18 protein-coding genes, 1 tRNA gene and 1 pseudogene are annotated in these 16136 nt (G+C 70.7%); 9 read left to right on the top strand and 11 right to left on the bottom strand.

Annotated features, from left to right (window positions below):
- On the bottom strand, positions 1-1721 hold a 1721-nt coding region (gene ligD / locus NQ160_RS07660; protein WP_257514623.1), incomplete at its 3' end, for a non-homologous end-joining DNA ligase.
- A 60-nt stretch (positions 1722-1781) separates the two neighbouring features.
- Between ligD and ku the strand changes: the two genes are divergently transcribed.
- A complete protein-coding gene (ku, locus tag NQ160_RS07655) occupies positions 1782-2762 on the top strand; it encodes a non-homologous end joining protein Ku (RefSeq protein WP_257514622.1) in 981 nt (326 codons plus the stop codon).
- Here ku and NQ160_RS07650 read toward each other — a convergent pair.
- From NQ160_RS07650 to NQ160_RS07630, 5 genes are all read right to left on the bottom strand, one after another.
- The gene (locus NQ160_RS07650; protein WP_374113638.1) at positions 2759-3562 is read right to left on the bottom strand and encodes a DedA family protein; all 804 of its coding nucleotides are present in this window, start codon (positions 3560-3562) and stop codon (positions 2759-2761) included. The genes ku and NQ160_RS07650 overlap by 4 nt on opposite strands.
- Positions 3563-3621: 59 nt before the next feature.
- Positions 3622-3703 (bottom strand) — tRNA-Leu (locus NQ160_RS07645).
- A 14-nt stretch (positions 3704-3717) separates the two neighbouring features.
- Positions 3718-4566, bottom strand: a complete 849-nt coding sequence (locus tag NQ160_RS07640) for a formate/nitrite transporter family protein (RefSeq protein ID WP_257514621.1) — start codon at positions 4564-4566, stop codon at positions 3718-3720.
- Positions 4567-4690: 124 nt separating this feature from the next.
- Positions 4691-5227 carry a thermonuclease family protein gene (locus tag NQ160_RS07635; RefSeq protein ID WP_257514620.1) on the bottom strand — a complete coding sequence of 179 codons (537 nt, stop codon included), beginning with the start codon at positions 5225-5227 and terminating at the stop codon, positions 4691-4693.
- Positions 5211-5486 (bottom strand): hypothetical protein, encoded by a 276-nt coding sequence (locus NQ160_RS07630; protein ID WP_257514619.1) that lies wholly within the window; start codon positions 5484-5486, stop codon positions 5211-5213. Before NQ160_RS07630 ends, NQ160_RS07635 begins: the two co-directional genes overlap by 17 nt.
- A gap of 112 nt (positions 5487-5598) precedes the next feature.
- Here NQ160_RS07630 and NQ160_RS07625 point away from each other — a divergent pair, with 112 nt between their 5' ends.
- The 7 genes from NQ160_RS07625 to NQ160_RS07595 are packed head-to-tail and all read left to right on the top strand — an operon-like array spanning position 5599 to position 10001.
- On the top strand, positions 5599-6765 hold the full coding sequence (locus NQ160_RS07625; RefSeq protein WP_257514618.1) for a CpaF family protein: 1167 nt from the start codon (positions 5599-5601) through the stop codon (positions 6763-6765).
- Positions 6762-7619 carry a type II secretion system F family protein gene (locus tag NQ160_RS07620; RefSeq protein ID WP_257514617.1) on the top strand — a complete coding sequence of 286 codons (858 nt, stop codon included), beginning with the start codon at positions 6762-6764 and terminating at the stop codon, positions 7617-7619. Before NQ160_RS07625 ends, NQ160_RS07620 begins: the two co-directional genes overlap by 4 nt.
- 5 nt (positions 7620-7624) lie before the next feature.
- Positions 7625-8539 (top strand): type II secretion system F family protein, encoded by a 915-nt coding sequence (locus tag NQ160_RS07615; RefSeq protein WP_308211455.1) that lies wholly within the window; start codon positions 7625-7627, stop codon positions 8537-8539.
- 50 nt (positions 8540-8589) lie between these two features.
- Positions 8590-8769: a hypothetical protein gene (locus NQ160_RS07610; RefSeq protein WP_257514625.1), complete on the top strand. Its 180-nt coding sequence runs from the start codon at positions 8590-8592 to the stop codon at positions 8767-8769.
- A 29-nt stretch (positions 8770-8798) separates the two neighbouring features.
- Positions 8799-9149: a TadE/TadG family type IV pilus assembly protein gene (locus NQ160_RS07605; protein ID WP_257514615.1), complete on the top strand. Its 351-nt coding sequence runs from the start codon at positions 8799-8801 to the stop codon at positions 9147-9149.
- Positions 9124-9591, top strand: coding sequence for a TadE family protein (locus NQ160_RS07600; RefSeq protein WP_257514614.1), 468 nt, complete (start codon positions 9124-9126; stop codon positions 9589-9591). The genes NQ160_RS07605 and NQ160_RS07600 overlap by 26 nt, the downstream gene beginning before the upstream one ends.
- Complete coding sequence (locus tag NQ160_RS07595) at positions 9588-10001, top strand: pilus assembly protein TadG-related protein (RefSeq protein ID WP_257514613.1); 414 nt, start codon at positions 9588-9590, stop codon at positions 9999-10001. The genes NQ160_RS07600 and NQ160_RS07595 overlap by 4 nt, the downstream gene beginning before the upstream one ends.
- Positions 10002-10188: 187 nt before the next feature.
- On the opposite strand, the pseudogene NQ160_RS24990 reads toward NQ160_RS07595, so the two are convergent.
- The 5 genes and pseudogenes from NQ160_RS24990 to NQ160_RS07570 all read right to left on the bottom strand — a co-directional run.
- Positions 10189-10440, bottom strand: a pseudogene (locus NQ160_RS24990) (ATP-binding cassette domain-containing protein); the annotation flags it as partial.
- A 105-nt stretch (positions 10441-10545) separates the two neighbouring features.
- On the bottom strand, positions 10546-12213 hold the full coding sequence (locus NQ160_RS07585; protein ID WP_257514612.1) for an alpha-amylase family protein: 1668 nt from the start codon (positions 12211-12213) through the stop codon (positions 10546-10548).
- Positions 12210-13175: a TIGR03885 family FMN-dependent LLM class oxidoreductase gene (locus NQ160_RS07580; RefSeq protein WP_257514611.1), complete on the bottom strand. Its 966-nt coding sequence runs from the start codon at positions 13173-13175 to the stop codon at positions 12210-12212. Before NQ160_RS07580 ends, NQ160_RS07585 begins: the two co-directional genes overlap by 4 nt.
- A 615-nt stretch (positions 13176-13790) precedes the next feature.
- A complete protein-coding gene (locus tag NQ160_RS07575; protein WP_257514610.1) occupies positions 13791-14120 on the bottom strand; it encodes a hypothetical protein in 330 nt (109 codons plus the stop codon).
- Positions 14117-15388: an MFS transporter gene (locus NQ160_RS07570; protein WP_257514624.1), complete on the bottom strand. Its 1272-nt coding sequence runs from the start codon at positions 15386-15388 to the stop codon at positions 14117-14119. The genes NQ160_RS07575 and NQ160_RS07570 overlap by 4 nt, the downstream gene beginning before the upstream one ends.
- 26 nt (positions 15389-15414) lie before the next feature.
- Between NQ160_RS07570 and NQ160_RS07565 the strand changes: the two genes are divergently transcribed.
- The coding region (locus NQ160_RS07565; protein ID WP_257514609.1) for a PCRF domain-containing protein at positions 15415-16136 on the top strand (722 nt) is incomplete at its 3' end.

The following is a 16136-nucleotide window of genomic DNA, read 5'->3' as shown; positions in this document are numbered from 1 at the left end:
GCCGGGGGCGTGGGGGGTTGGGGGCGTGCCTCCGGGGGGTGGCTTTCCGGTTGCCGCCGAGTGCTTCCCGTTTTCGCATGTGAGTTCCTGCTCACACGGGGGGTGGGGGCGGCGTCCGCGCGGCCGACTGCGCCTGCGCCTGCGCTGGGGTCGGTATCGCCCACTGCGCCGGTGTCTGTGTCCGCGTCGCTGTCTGCGCCGGGGCCGGGGCCGGCGCCCGTGGTCGGGCTGGAGCCGCTGTCGGTGTCGGCGCCGGACCCGGCGGCCCCACCGAGAGGGCTGTGTGAACCGGAACTCACATGCGCAAACGGGGGAACGTCGGCGGAATCACGCGCCCGAGAGGCATCAACCTTCATCCGGTGCAGCAGCCACGTCGACTTCTCCCCGGCGCCGTCGGTACGGATGAGCGCGAGACGCACGTCGCCCAGCGGCCCGCCGGGGCGTCCGTGCGCCGTGAAGATCACCTCGTCTTCGCGCCACTTCTCCAGGTCGTAGACGCCGGCATCCCAGATGGTCATCGTTCCCGCGCCGTATTCCCCGCGCGGGATCTCGCCCTCGAAGGTCGCGTACTCGAGGGGATGGTCCTCTGTCATCACGGCGAGGTGGTTACGCGAGGGCGTCTCGGGCACGCCCTTGGGCACGGCCCAGCTGACCAGCACGCCGTCGCGCTCCAGCCGCAGGTCCCAGTGCAGGCGCGAGGCGTGGTGCTCCTGGATGACGAACCGGGGGAGTTCGGATGCCGCGCGCCCGCCCAGGGCGTTGTCGGGCACGGGTTCGGGAGTCAGGCCCGCGGTGCGCTTGGCGATGTAGGCGGCCAGAGGGCCGTCGGACGACGCGCGCCCGTCGGCGTGGAACCCCAGCGGGGCCAGCGGATCGCCCATGGTCTCGGCCCGCTCCAGCACCTCGCTGAAGAGGAGGTGCCGCAGGTCGGGGTCATCGAGCTCCTCCCACGCGCGAGGAGCCGCCACCATCGGCTGCTCCCGCCCTCGCAGCGAATACGGGGCGATCGTGGTCTTCGAGCCGTTGTTCTGGCTCCAGTCGATGAAGACCTTGCCGGGGCGCTGAGCCTTCGCCATCTGACTGACCACGAGGTCGGGCTGGTCCGCTTCGACAACGCGTGCCAGCTCGCGCGCCACCGACGTGATCTGCTCGCTCGACTGTTCGCCGGGCAATGCCGCGTAGAGGTGGATGCCCTTGCTGCCGCTGGTGACCGGATGCGGCTCCAGCCCCATGCCCGCGAGAATCTCCCGCAGCAGGCGTGCCACTTCGGCGCACTCGACCAGGCCCGCACCCGGGCCGGGGTCGAGATCCAGCACGATCCGATCCGGATTCGCGCGTCCGCCATCGGGAGCAGAGCGCCACTGCGGCACGTGCAGTTCGAGGCTCGCCACCTGCGCGAGGTAGACCAGCGTCGGGCGATCGCCGACCAGCGGGTAGTCCTTGGCGCCCGTGGAATGGTCGATCGGCATCCGCCTTACCCAGTCCGGGGCGCCGCGCTCGAGGTCCTTCGCGAAGAACGAGGGCGCATCGACGCCTTCGGGCCAGCGCTTGCGGGTGACGGGGCGGCCCATCACGTGCGGGATCATCAGCGGCGCGATGCGGGTGAAGTAGTCGATGACCTCGCCCTTGGTGGTGCCCGTGGCCGGGTAGAGCACCTTGTCGAGGTTCGTCACCCGCAGCCGGCGACCGTCGATGCGGATCAGCTGCCCCTCATCTGCCATGTCAGCAGGTTAGTGCGCAACCTCTAGGCGGGACGGATGCGACGGGTGTTCACTGTGAGCATGAGGGCTATCTGGAAAGGTGCACTGACTTTCGGGCTCGTGAACGTGCCGGTGAAGGTCTACACCGCCACCGAGGACCACGACGTGCCGCTGCATCAGGTGCACAACGCCGACGGCGGGCGCATCCGCTACCAGCGCAAGTGCGAGGTCTGCGGCGAGGTCGTGGCGTATGCCGACATCGACAAGGCGTACGACGACGGCGAGCAGACGGTCGTGCTCACCGCCGATGACATCGCATCGCTGCCGTCCGAGCGCAGCCGCGAGATCGACGTGGTGGAATTCGTCCCGAGCGACCAGATCGACCTGCTCACCCTCGACAAGGCGTACTACCTCGAACCCGACTCCGCCTCGCCCAAGGCCTATGTGCTGCTGCGGAAGACCCTCGAGCAGACCGACCGCACCGCCATCGTGCGCTTCGCGCTGCGGCAGAAGACCCGGCTGGCGGCCCTGCGGGTGCGCGGCGACGTGCTCGTGCTGCAGACGCTGCTGTGGGCCGACGAAGTGCGGGAGGCCACCTTCCCCGCGTTGGATGAGTCGGTGCGCATCTCGGCGAAGGAGCTGGAGCTGTCGGCCAGCCTGGTCGAGAGCTTCGCCAGTGACTTCGACCCGGAGGACTTCACCGACGAGTATCAGCAGGAGCTGCGCACCCTCATCGAGGCGAAGCTCGAGAAGGGCGACGCTCTCGACACATCGGAGACGTTCGGCGAGGTGGAGGAGTCCGACACAGGTGGCGAGGTCATCGACCTGATGGCGGCCCTCCGGGCGAGCGTGGAGCGCTCACGGGCGGCTCGGGGCGGCTCGGGGAGCGCCGACTCCGACGACGCGGCACCCAAGAAGTCCGCCGCCGCGCCAACCGGGAAGAAGGCACCCGCAAAAAAGGCACCCGCCGGGAAGGCACCGGTCAAGACGGCGGCCGCCCAAAGCTCACCGGCTAAGAAGACCCCGGCGAAGAAGGCGCCCGCGAAGAAGAAGGCCAGCTAGCCGCGCGCTGCGGCGGGACCCTCGGGGTTCTCGTCGATGTCGTCGTCGAACGCGTCCTGGTCCAGGACCAGTTCCTGAGCCTCTGCGGCATCCGTCACGCCGTCGTCGCCGGCGGCCTTCTCCTGCGCGACCTTGCGGCGCTCGGCGAAGTAGTGCCAGACGACGAAGACGAGCGTCCCTGCGACAGCGGCGAGCAGGATCACGTCGATGTACTCCGACACGAAGTCGCCGACGAAGGGGATGAACCCGATTCCGTAGCCGATCATCGTCAGGCCGAAGCCCCACAGCACGGCGCCGATGAAGTTGTAGAGCGAGTAGCGGCGCCACGGCATGTGTCCGACGCCCGCCGCAACCGGCGCGAACGTGCGCACGATGGGAACGAACCGCGCCAGGATGATCGTGAGGCCGCCGTACCGCTCGAAGAAGGCGTTGGTGCGTTCGACGTTGCGGCGGCTGAAGACGCCCGATTCCTTGCGCTCGAACACCGCCGGGCCGCCCTTGTGGCCGATGAGGTACCCGGCCTCACCGCCGACGAAGGCAGATAGGCCGATGAGCAGCGCCACCCACCACGCGCTGATGCCGAAGACGCCATCGGGCGCGACCGCCGTCGAATGAGACAGTAGGCCCGCCATGATCAGCAGCGTGTCGCCTGGCAGCAGGAAGCCGACCAGAAGTCCCGTCTCGGCAAAGACGATGAAGCACACCACCAGCAGCGCCCAGGGCTGCGAGTTCGTGATGATCGCGGCGGGGTCCAGCCACGGGATCAGCGCGGTCGGTGCGTGCAGTGCGGTTTCGAGCACAGGGGTCCCGTCGGTCGGATGTCGGCGGTGTCAGTGGTGGATGGCGCGGCATCCATCCGTGCGGAAGGTGGGACTTGAACCCACACGCCCGAAGGCACAGGAACCTAAATCCTGCGTGTCTGCCGATTTCACCACTCCCGCCGGGTTGCCCCAGTCTACTGGGGGGAGCGGGGCTCTCCTTCGACGATGACGGCCACGCCCTCCTCCTCGACGGAGGCGCCCTGGGAGCCGCGCGGGGAGCCCGCGACGAACCAGTACCCGAGTCCGACCACCACGGCACCGCCCACGAGGTTGCCGGTGCCCACCCAGAGCATGTTGCCGCCGAAGTCGGCCCAGGTCGCCGCGTCGACGCCGGTCATGAGGCCCAGCGCGTACGTGGTCATGTTCGCCACGACGTGCTCGTAGCCCGAGGCGACGAAGGCGAGGATCGCGAAGGCGATCACGGCGATCTTGGGGCCGTCTGAGGTGAGGCGTGCGCACATCCAGATCGCCAGGCACACCAACACGTTGCAGAGGATGCCGCGGAGGAACAGCTCATGCGGCAGCTCCGCCGACTTCGCGGTGAGCATGTCGGTGAGCATCGCCTCGGCGCCCGGATTCGAGTGCAGCAGTCCCGCGCCCGCGACGACCGCCGAGAACAGTGCGGCGCCGACCAGATTGGCGACGAAGGTCACGGCGAGAGCCGCGGCAGCCCGCCCGGGGCGGACGACGCGCATGGCGACGCCCTGGGTCAGGGTCATCATGCTCGAGGTCGCGAGCTCGCCGCCGGCGAAGACGACGAGCGTCAGGGCGGCGGCGAAGACGAGCCCCCCGACGAGCTTTCCGGCGCCGGACCCTGCCGCGATCAGTGGGCCTGCGGTGCTCACCATGAGGATGACGCCGACCCCGAGATACGCTCCGGCGAGCATGCCGGAGACGACGAATCGTGCCGGGGTCAGCAGACCCTGCGCCTTGTGACGGGCGGCGTCGGCCTGCACGTTGAGCGCTTGCGTGATGGTCAGCATCGGGGGTACTCCAGGGCAGCGGGCACGGGGCGGGGAAGTCCCATGATCTCCATGTTCACCGGTCCAGCGCCAGGATCGCTGAAGCGCCGCCGTGAAAAACCTTCAGGGCGGGCGGCTGACGGTGTCAGCCCGCCGGCATCGCGTGCGCGGCGTCGAGCTCGATGTACTCCGCTTCGAGCGGATGCCCGTCGTAGCCGTCGCGGCTGTCATACCGGGCCACCGCCCATCCGGTCTGCAGCATATGGGTGCCCGCGTCGCGGCCGTCGACCCGCACGTAGCGAAGCAGCCGACCGTATCGGTCGGCGTCGTCGTGGCCGGTGACGGCGACGAGGGTGACCGGGCCGGCGGAGAGGAACGCGCCGAGATCCGCTGCGGCATCCGCGTAGCCCGCTTCGCCCCGCTCCGGGGTGTCGATGCCGATCAGGCGCACCTTGCCCTCGGTGGTGTCGATGGTGTCGCCGTCGGTGATGGCCAGCACGTCGACGGTCTGCGCCGTCGGTGCCTCCGTGCTGCGCGAATCGGCGCGCGGTCCGTCGCCCGCGAGCCAGAGGCCGATGACGACGACGGCCCCTGCGAGGAGCGCCAGGACCAGCGCCCAACCCTGGGCGCGCTGGCTTCGTCGCGCGGTGGTCGCGGATCGCGTGTTACGGCGTGCGCACATGCACGAGCTGCCACCCCTCGGGCACCTGCGCCTGCAGGGCGGGCATGTCGTCGGCCTCGATCTCGCGCCCGCCATCGCGTCGCACGATCGTGCCGACGGCGGTGACCGTGACCGTTCCCTTGGTCATGCGCACCGGTGCGTCGCTCAGCTGCCAACCCGCCGGCATCTGCGCCTCGAGCTTCTCGTGGATCTCGGCGAGGGACTGCGCCTCGACGGTGATCTCGCGGGACTCGACGGGGCGGATGGAACCGATCAGCATGCCTTCCAGCGTAGGCGCGGTCGCCGACACCCCTCGCCACCCCGCCCGCCCCGCCGCCCGTCGCTGTGGATAACTCGCGCGCCACGGGCGGGGCGTTGCGAGGATGCATCGGGTGAGCCTGGCCTACGCGTCGACCGGAGCCGCCCACATCGCGGCGGGGGTCACCGAGCGTGTGCGGGAGCGGCTGCGTGCCGAGCCCGTCGATGCCGCCCGCATCGCCGAGGTGGCCACGGAGATCGCGCGGGCCGAGGTGCGTCGTCACAACGACTTCGCGCTCGCGCGAGGGCTGGCCACGGTCGATGACGAGGGCGCGTGCGTGCGCGAGGTGCTCGCGGCGGTCACCGGGTATGGGCCGTTGCAGCCGTTCCTGGAGGACCCGACGGTCGAGGAGGTCTGGATCAATGCTCCGGACCGCATCTTCATCGCTCGGGCGGGGCGCAGCGAACGGCTGGACCTGGTTCTGACCGATTCCGCGGTGCGGGACCTGGTGGAGCGGATGCTGCACGCCAGCGGTCGCCGCGTGGATCTCAGTCAGCCCTTTGTCGACGCGTCGCTGCCCGACGGTTCGCGGCTGCACGTCGTGATCCCCGACATCACGCGCCGGCACTGGTCGGTCAACATCCGCCGGTTCTTGCCGATGTTCCGCGACCTCGACCGGCTCGTCGCCGCGGGCTCGCTCACCCTGCGGGCCGCCGACATGCTGCGCGGGGCGATGGCTGCCGGGCGCAGCGTGCTGATCTCGGGAGCGACCCACAGCGGCAAGACGACCCTCCTGGGCGCACTCATCGCGGCGTGCCCGCCGGAGCATCGCATCGTGACGGTGGAGGAGACCTTCGAACTCGCCGTCGACGCCGACGACCTCGTCGCCCTTCAGGGCCGACAGCCGAGCCTCGAGGGGACGGGCGAGGTGACCCTGCGGCGGCTGGTCAAAGAGGCGCTGCGCATGCGGCCCGACCGCCTCATCGTCGGCGAGGTGCGCGACGCCGAGGCGCTGGACCTGCTGCTGGCGCTCAACACGGGAGTGCCTGGGGCGGCGAGCATCCACGCCAATTCGGCGCAGGAGGCGCTGGCGAAGCTCGCCGCGCTGCCGCTGCTGGCCGGACGCAACATCGACCCGGGGTTCGTGGTGCCCGCTGTCGCGGCATCCGTCCACCTCGTCGTGCACTGCGAGCGGGATGCCACGGGGAACCGCCGCATCGCGGAGATCATCGCTCCCACCGGCCGGGTCCTCGACGGGGTCGTCGAAGCGCAGTCGCTGTACCGGGCGGGCGTCGGATGACGTTCTTCTGGGGTGGGGCGCTGGCGGCGGGGTTGCTGCTGGCTCTCTCGCCGTGGCTGTGGCCGGCGGGGGTTCGTCGCCCACGGCCGACGACGGAAGGACGGCTTGCCCGCCTGCTGGCGGCGGCGGGGTTCGCGCATGCACGCCCGCGGGCGGTGGGGTCGGCCACCGTGCTGATCGCACTGGCGGCGGCTGCCGTCGCGTGGCTCGTGACCGGGCTGCCCGCACTGGCACTCGTCGCGGGCACCGCCGGTGCCGCGGCGCCCGTGGTGTGGCTGCGTTCGCGCGCCGCGGGGCGTCAGCGCAGCCGCCGGGCGCTCTGGCCGGATGTCTGCGACCTGCTGATCGCGTCGGTGCGTGCCGGGATGTCGCTGCCGGACGCCGTATCGAGCCTCGCTCAGTCGGCACCCGGCGAACTGCGGCCGGCGTTTGCCGTCTTCGCCCGTGATCTGAGTGCGTCGGGCCACTTCGACTCCGCCGCGCTGCGGTTGAAGCACACGCTGGCCGACCCCGCAGCGGATCGCATCATCGAGACGCTGCGCATGACCCGGCATGTGGGCGGTACAGAGCTGCCCACGGTGCTGCGCTCGCTCTCGTCGTCGGTGCGCGCCGACGCCGCGTTGCGCGCCGAGGTCGAGGCGCGCCAATCCTGGATCCGCGGTGCCGCCGCGCTCGGGGTCATCGCCCCGTGGGTGATCCTCGCGCTTCTCGCCCTGCGACCCGAGGGTGCGCGCGCGTACGGCAGCCCGGAGGGCGTCGCTGTCGTGGTGGTGGGTGCGGCGGTGTCGGCGATCGCTTACCGCATCATGGTGCGGATCGGCCGACTGCCCGAGCCGCGGCGGTGGTTCGCGTGAGTGGCGTGACCGAACTCGCCCTCGCGGTCGTCCTCGGCGGCGGCCTGGCCATGGGGCTGGCGCTCGTCGTGATGCGGCTTCCGGGCTGGCGAGCGGCCCGGCTGGCCGATCGCCTCGCTCCGTACCTGCGTGACACGGCCGACCCGCTCGGGCTCACCCCGCTGGGGGTGCCCGCCCTGGGCGTCGCCGATGCCTGGCGCACCTGGAGCGATCGGCTCGCCCGTGCCCTCGGCGGCTCGACGGTGATCGCGCGGCGCCTGCGGCAGGCAGGGTGGGAGATGGACGTCACGCGCTTCCGCGCCCGCCAGCTGGGCTGGACGCTGGGTGGGCTCATCGCCGGTGCGCTGGTCGTCGTTGCGCTCGCGGTGGCCGGCAGATTCGTGGCCGGCTCGATCCTGTTGCCGCCGATCGCCGCCATCGCGGGCGCGGCCCTGTGCGACATGCGGTTGACGGGCGCGGCGCGTGCCCGGGTCACGCGGGCGCACGAGGAGCTGCCCACGGTGCTGGAGTTCCTCTCCCTGTGCCTCGCGGCGGGGGAGGGCGTGCTCGACGCGCTGCGCCGTGTGGCGGATGTCGGCTCGGGGGAGCTGCCGGGAGAGCTCCGTCGGGTCGTGTTGGCCGTGGGCACCGGCTCGCCCCTGCCGGACGCACTCGTGAGCCTGTCGCCGGACCTCGACATCCCGGCGCTCACGCGCAGCGTCGATCACCTCGTGGCGGCGCTCGATCGGGGAGCGCCCCTCGCCCAGGTGCTGCAGGCCCAGGCCACGGACACCAGGGAAGACGCCAAGCGCGTGCTCATCGAGCAGGCAGGACGCAAGGAGATCCTGATGCTCCTGCCGTTGGTTTTCCTCATCTTGCCGCTCTCGGTGCTCTTCGCGATCTTTCCTGGTGTGTTCATGCTTCGAGTCGGATTCGGGTGACCGCGTGCGGTCGGAAAGGAGCGGCGATGTTCCGCGAACAGAGGGAGACGATGGCGTTGCGTTTGCGCGCGGCGTGGGGCGGGGTGCGCGACGACGACCGTGGCGACGTGCCGGGCTGGGTGCTGGTGACGCTCATGACGGCCGGTTTGGTGGTGGTGATCTGGGCCGTCGCCGGGCCCGCGCTGGCGGGCCTGTTCGAGCAGGCGATCCAGAGCGTCAGCGGCTTGTAGGGCTCGGGGACGACACCGGCTCGAGCCCGGTGGAGTTCGTGCTGGTCGGGGCATTGCTGACCCTGCTGACCCTCGGCGTACTGCAGTTCGGCGTGGCGGTGTACGTGCGCAACGTCGTGCACGATGCGGCCGTCGAGGGGGCGTTCCACGCGGCGCTCGCCGATACGGCGCTGCATGAGGGCGCTGACCGCACGCGCACGATCATCCGCCGCGCGGTGGGCGGTCAGTTCGCCGAGGCCGTGGAGGTGGTCGAGACGACACACCTCGGCCACCCCGCGGTGCGAGTGACGGTGCGGGCGACCCTCCCGCTGGTGGGACTGCTCGGCGCGCCCGAGGCGTTGGAGGTGAGCGCGCATGCCCCGGTGGAGAGCCTCGGCTGACGGAGCGGCCGGCGACGATGAAGGTGCTGCCGCGCTGGAGTTCATCCTCGTCGGGGTGATCCTGCTGGTGCCTCTGGTGTACCTGACCGTCGCGCTGGGGGCCGTGCAGGGGCAGACTCTGGGGGCCGAGGCCGGTGCGCGTCACATCGCACGCGCGGTGGCGACGGCTCCGGATGCCGCGACAGCCGCGGCCCGCACGGACGCGATCCTCGCCGCGGTCGTCGACGAGTACGGCCTGACGCCGGATGCCGTCGAGGTCGCGATCAGGTGCACGCCCGCCGGCTCCGGGTGTCCCGCATCGGGCGCCACGCTGCATGTCACCGTCGCCACGCGGGTGACGCTGCCGCTCGTGCCGCGGGTGCCGGGGCTTGAGCAGGTCGCGGGTATCCCTGTGCAGGCGGCATCCGTGCAGAAGGTCTCGCGGTTCTGGAGCGAGCGATGACGACGCGGAAGGCCGACGACGAGGGCAGCATCATGCTGCTGTCGCTGGGGTACGCGGTGCTCGCGATCCTGCTGATCCTGGTGTGCGTCGATGCGACGAGCCTGCACCTGGCCGGCAAGCGCCTCGACGCGGTGGCCGATGCCGCGGCGCTCGCCGGAGCCGACGGGTTCACCCTGTCTGTCGACGGCGGGCAGCCGACAGCGCAGCTGACCGACGCCGGGGTCCACGAGCAGGCCGCCGGCATCGTGAGCGCGGTCGGCACTGCCGTGCTCGTCTCGGCGGCAACGCCGGACGGGGTCTCTGCCCGGGTGACGGTGTCGACGGTGTGGCATCCGCCGATCGCGACGCTTTTCGTCCCCGCCGGCGTGCCGCTGGAGTCGACGGCCACGAGCCGCACCGCCCTGCGCTGAGCGTGGCGCGCCGACCCGCTCCAGCCCGCGGCTCGGCGTTGCGCACGCGCGGCACCGCGTCGCTCCGCACGTGCGGGTCGAATCGCGGGGTTTCCGTGTCCCGATTTCGCATGTGAGTTCCTGCTCGCAGGCGCGCTCTCCGCGCCGGCCCTCCCGCGTGCGCCCCCGGGGCTGTGTGAGCGGGAAGTCACATGGCCGAGAGGGGAAGTGTCTGCAGAATTCGGCGGTCAGACCCGGCTGACCCCGGCCGGGTGGCCTCGCACGGTGCGCCGGTGATCACGACGTTCAGGGATGACGTCGGCTCGTCGCACAGCAGTAGCGCCGGCCGCGGGACGAGGGCCCGGGCGAGGCCGACGCGCTGCTGCTCGCCGCCGCTCAGCTGCGCAGGGTGATGGTGGGCGCGGTGCGAGAGCCCGACGAACGCGAGGATCTCGTCGACCGCCCGTCGCTCGTCGGGAAGGCAAGGGGCCGGACGGCCTCGGCCGGGCCGGCCCGAGAAGGAGGCGACGCCGGGGCGCGACGTGACGGCCGTCTCCGGCGAGCCTCACGTCACGCGGCCGTCCCCTGGGCGCGACACCCGCAGCCACCGAAAGCCGTAGGCGGGCAGGGTGAACTCGATACCGCGACGATCGTCGAGGGGAAGGCGCTCGGAGTCCAGGATGTCGACCAGTGTCGTTCCCTCCGGTTCGTCCGCAAGGACGAAGGCGAGCAGGGCGGGCACGTCGGCGAAGTTGTGCACGGCCACGGTGCGGCCGACGTCGGCGCGCAGGGAATGCACGAGCACGCCCGGCGCGTCGTGCGCGATGATCTCCAGCTCGCCCCACCCGAGCTCGGGCGAGATGCGGTAGCGGGAGGCCAGAGTGCGGAAGAAGTGCAGCAGGGAGCCGGGGTCTTCGAGCTGGTCGGCGACGTTGACGTGCACGGGGGAGTATCCGTCGCCGGGCGGCGGCGCCACGAGGCGGGAGGGCGGGGCCGCCGAGAACCCACCGGCGCGTTCTGCCGACCACTGCATCGGGGTGCGTACGGCATGCCGCTTATCGAGGTCGGCGTTCTCACCCATGCCGATCTCCTCGCCGTAGAAGATCGCCGGCGTGCCCGGCAGGCTGAACAGCAGGCTGTAGGCCATCCGGATGCGGCGGGGGTCGCCTTCGAGCATGGTCGGCAACCGTCGGGTGATGCCCCGCCCGTAAACGCGCTGGCTCTGGTCGGGCGCGAAGGCGTCGAACACCTCCTGACGCTCCTCGTCGGTGAGCTGGTCGAGGGTGAGTTCGTCGTGATTGCGCAGGAAGTTCGCCCACTGAGCCTCGACCGGCAGGCTGGGACGGGAGGAGAGCGCTGCGGCCAGGGGCGTCGGATCGTGACGGGCGAGTGACAGATAGAACGCCTGCATCCCGGCGAAGTCGAACTGCATCGTGAGTTCTTGGCCGTCATTGCCGGCACCGAAGTACGCCGCCTGCTGCTCGTAGGGGAGGTTCACCTCGCCCAGCAGCACCGCTTCGCTCGAGCGCCGCTGCAGGAAGCGGCGGATGTCGCGCAGCATGTCATGCGGATTGGCCATCTCAGCGCCCTCGGGCACTTCGAGCAGGAACGGCACGGCATCAACGCGGAATCCGGAAATCCCCAGCTGCAGCCAGAACCCGACGGTCTTGGCGATCTCGTCGCGCACCGCGGGGTTGGCGATGTTCAGGTCGGGCTGGTGTGGGTAGAAGCTGTGCATGTACCACTCGCCGGACTTGTCCTCCCGGGTCCAGATTCCGTCGGCCTCACCGGGGAAGACCTCGTTCTGCTGACCCTTGGGCGGCGGGTCGGATCGCCACACGTAGAAGTCCCGGTACGGCGACGAGGCGCTGCGCTTGGCGGATTGGAACCATGGATGCCGGTCGGAGGTGTGATTCACGACAAGGTCGACGATGACGCGCATCCCTCTGTCGCGCGCCGTGCGGATCACTTCGACGAGGTCGCCGTGCGTGCCCAGGCGGGGGTCGACGCCGTAGAAGTCGGTCACGTCGTAGCCGTCGTCGCGGTCCGGCGTCGGATAGAAGGGCATGAGCCACAGGCACGTGACGCCGAGTTGGGCCAGGTAGTCGATGCGGGATGCCAGTCCCTGCAGGTCGCCCACGCCGTCGCCGTCGGAGTCGAGGAAGGTCTCGACGTCGAGGCAGTAGATGACGGCGGACTTCCACCACAGGTCGCTCGTGTCGGTAATTCTCACAGCAGCTCCTTCAACCGGGGCAGCAGCTGGTCGCGCGCGGCATCGAGGAACGGTGCCTGGTCCTGGCCGACGTGGTGCAGGTAGACCCGGTCGAAGCCGAGCCGCGCGTGTTCGGCGATGCGGTCTGCGAGCTCAGCAAGATCGCTCGAGACGAACAGGGCGTCGCGCATCTGCTGGTCCGTCGGTTCGCCGGCGGCGGCGTCGAAGTCCTCGGGCTGCTCAAGATCCCAGATCGTGGGCGCGCTGAGCAGGGCATGCCGCCACTGATCCCGCGCGATCGCGAGGGCTTCGGCATCCGTCGGCGCCCAGCTGAGATGAACCTGCAGGGCACGCGGACCCGTCCCGCCCGCGGACTCGTAGGCCGAGAGCGCCCTTTGCAAGGCCTCCGGCGGCTGGAGGGCGGTAACCAGACCGTCCGCCCACGATGCCGCCCACGCCGCGGTCTCGGGGCTGATCGCGGCGGCCAGGAGGGGCGGCGGCACGTCCGGCCGCGACCACACGCGGGCGCGGTGCACACGCACCAGACCCTCGTGGTCGACCTCTTCGCCCGCCAGTAGCCGACGGATGACCGAGACGCTCTCGGCGAGCCGTGCCTTGCGTTCCGGTTTCGGCGGCCAGCCGTCTCCGGTGACGTGCTCGTTCATCGCCTCGCCGCTACCCAGTGCCGCCCAGAAGCGTCCCGGGAACATCTCCTCGAGCGTCGCGTACGCCTGCGCGGCGATCACCGGGTGGTAACGCTGCCCCGGGGCGTTGACGAAGCCGATCGAGAATTCCGTGCGGGCGAGGGCCGCGCCGAGCCAGCTGGGTGCGAAGCCCGATTCGCCCTGGCGCACGCCCCACGGCGCGACGTGGTCCGAGCACATCGCCCCGTCGAATCCGGCGGCCTCCGCCGCCACGACGTCGTGCAGGAGTTGACCCGGTGGGATCTGTTCGTGGGATGCGTGGAAGCCGAGAAAGACCATGCCCGCGAGTCTGGCGGGTCCCTCTGCCGGCCCGGAACCGTTTGCGTTCGGCCCACGGCGTGCGGTAGGCCGTCACGCTGTCGGCCGGACCTCCGGGATTGTGAGGTGTTCGATTTTTCCGTGTGAGTTCCCGCTCACACGACCGCTTTCGTCGCGGTGGCGCCCGGGCCCACCTCCGGGCGCTGTGTGAGCGGGAACTCACATGGCGAATAGAGCGACTGTCCGCAGAATCGCGATGGTCGGATGCGCGCGGGCGCGCGCCGCTGTCAGCCTTGGGCGGGCAACCTTCGTTACGAGCCCTTCCCCCGTCGACGCCGCCTCCTCCTGGAAGGTCGCTGCATCACCGGTTTCCTCATGTGAGTTCCCGCTCACGCAGCCGGCGCCGAGACCCGCGGCCTGTGAGTTCCCGCTCACGCGCTGGGCGATCGTGTCGGGAGCGGCTCATGCGAGTTCCCGCTCACACACCTGCGGCTGTGTGAGCGGGAACTCACACGCGAAAACGAGAGAACATCCGCGGAACTGGCGTCCGCGTCAGCGGACATCGGCGTCTTACCGAGCGCGCCCGCTGACGGATGCGGGCGAGCGCTGACCCCCGCGAACTCCGCTATTCGCTGATCACCCCGGCGACTGGTTGAACCACGCCCGCCGCGCGGCGATCTCGGCATCGCTTTCGTTCGCCGGTGCCGCATCGTGCTCCGTTAGTCGCCCACGGACGAGAGGCACGAAGGTGAAGCAGCGGCGGCACAGCGCCCGGCCGTGCGGGTAGCCGTCGGGCAGGGGTGCGGCGGGGGAGCCGGGTTCGCCGGACCCCGCGCAGCGCTCAGAGTCCGCTCCCACCGACGACCACATGATCGTGCGATGCCGGTGCAAGCCGGGGTGGCCGAGCGGCCGCGTGCAGCGGCGCCCGTCGTTTCGGCTGCGGCAGAAGCGAACGACGTCGCTCACGCGCGCTCTCGCGGCACGAACCGTGGCACGAATCGCACGAACGCCGCCGCTCCCACCAGCCCGAGCACGCCCATCGCCCCCGCGGCGACCGCCAGTGAGAACGCCGCGAGCGCGGAGACGATCAGCGGCGCGACCGCGCCACCGGCATCCGTCAACGTCCGCCAGGACCCCAGGTAGGGGGCGGGGTCGTCCTTGGGGGCGGTGTCGGCGCCGAGGGTGAGGAGGATGCCGCTGGAGAGCCCGTTGCCGACGCCGAGCACCGCGGCGAACATCGCGAACCACATCGCCGCCTGGTCGACATCGTGGGTGAAGGACAGTGCGAGGAACCCGGCACTCATCAGCAGCATCGCCGGCAGCGCCGCCCACAGCCGCCCGAACCGGTCCATCACCTGGCCGCTGGCGTAGAACAGGGCGAAGTCGATGGCGCCGGAGATGCCGACGACGAGCGCGATCGTCTGCGCGTCCAGACCGATCGACACGCCCCACAGCGGCAGCACCACCTGGCGGGCAGAGCGCATCGCCGACAGCGAGGCCGCCGCCAGGCCCAGCCGGCCCAGCACGCCGCGGTGGCGCCACATCGTGCGGAAGACCCCGACGCGCTCCTGCACGGGGATCGATCCGGTCACCGGCTCGCCGGTGTCTTCCGCTCCCCGGGAGTCCCCGCGGCCCGCGGCGACCGCCGTCTCGGGGTCGGGTCCGAGCAGCACCAGCAGCACGGTGGCGACCAGGCACGCACCGAAGAACCAGACCGTCGCATGCGCGTCGCCGAACAGGGCCAGAAGGGCCGCAGCGACGAACGGCCCCACGAACATGCCCAGTCGGAACGTCCCGCCCAGGAGCGACAGTGCCCGGGCGCGGAAAGCCAGCGGCACGCGCGTCGTCATGAAGGAGTGCCGGGCCAGCCCGAACGCCGCCGCGCAGAACCCGATGAGGAAGACCGACGCCGCAAGCACCGGCAGGGAGGGTGCCACCAGCAGTCCTGCCACGCCGAGCAGCGACACGGTGCCGGCGATGGTCATCGTCCAACGCTCGCCGAGGCGCGCCACCGCCCACCCGGCCGGGATGTTCCCGCACAGCTGACCGACCACGAGGGCGGATGCCACGAGTGCGGCCGTCGCGAGATCGGCGCCGAGGGCGGCCGCGAAGATCGGCAGCAGCGGGATGACCGCCCCCTCGCCGAGGGCGAACAGCAGGGTCGGTCCGTAGATCATCGGAGCGAACCGCCAGAGCGTCCCGGCGATGCGGGGATCGTCTTCGCCGTGAGCCATCGGCATCCACGTTAGTCTGAAGAGCCATGTTTGAACTCGATCTTTCCGCCGACATCCAGGCGCTGCGCTCCACTTTCTCCGACATCCAGGCGGTGGTGGACGTCGACGCGCTCACGGCCGAGATCGCCCGGCTCTCCGAAGAGGCCGGCGCGCCCGACCTCTGGGACGACGTCGAGAAGGCCCAGAAGGTCACGAGCGCCCTCAGCCACCGCCAGACCGAGCTGAAGCGCCTCACCGAAATCGAGAACCGCCTCGACGACCTCGACGTGCTCATCGAACTCGCCATCGAGATGGGCGACGAGGACTCCGCCGATGAGGCGCGAAAGGAACTTGCCGAGCTCGAGGACGTCATCGGCCAGCTCGAGGTGCAGACGCTGCTCGACGGCGAGTACGACGACCGCGGTGCGGTCGTGACGATTCGCTCGGGCGCGGGCGGCGATGACGCGACCGACTTCGCCGAAATGCTGCTGCGCATGTACCTGCGCTGGGCGGAGCGTCACAAGTACCCCGTGAAGATCCTCGACACTTCCTACGCAGAGGGCGCGGGCATCAAGTCGGCCACGTTCGAGGTCGACGCCCCCTATGCCTACGGCACGCTCTCGGTCGAGGCGGGCACCCACAGGCTCGCCCGCATCAGCCCCTTCGGCTCCGCCGACAAACGGCAGACGAGCTTCGCCGCCGTCGAGGTCATCCCGGTGATGGCAGAGGCCAAGGAGGTCGAGGTCCCCGAAGGTGACATCCGCGTGGA

The organism is Microbacterium sp. zg.Y909 (genome assembly GCF_024626565.1).
Note: the sequence above shows the minus strand (reverse complement) of the source record. Positions and strands in the feature narration are given on the sequence as shown.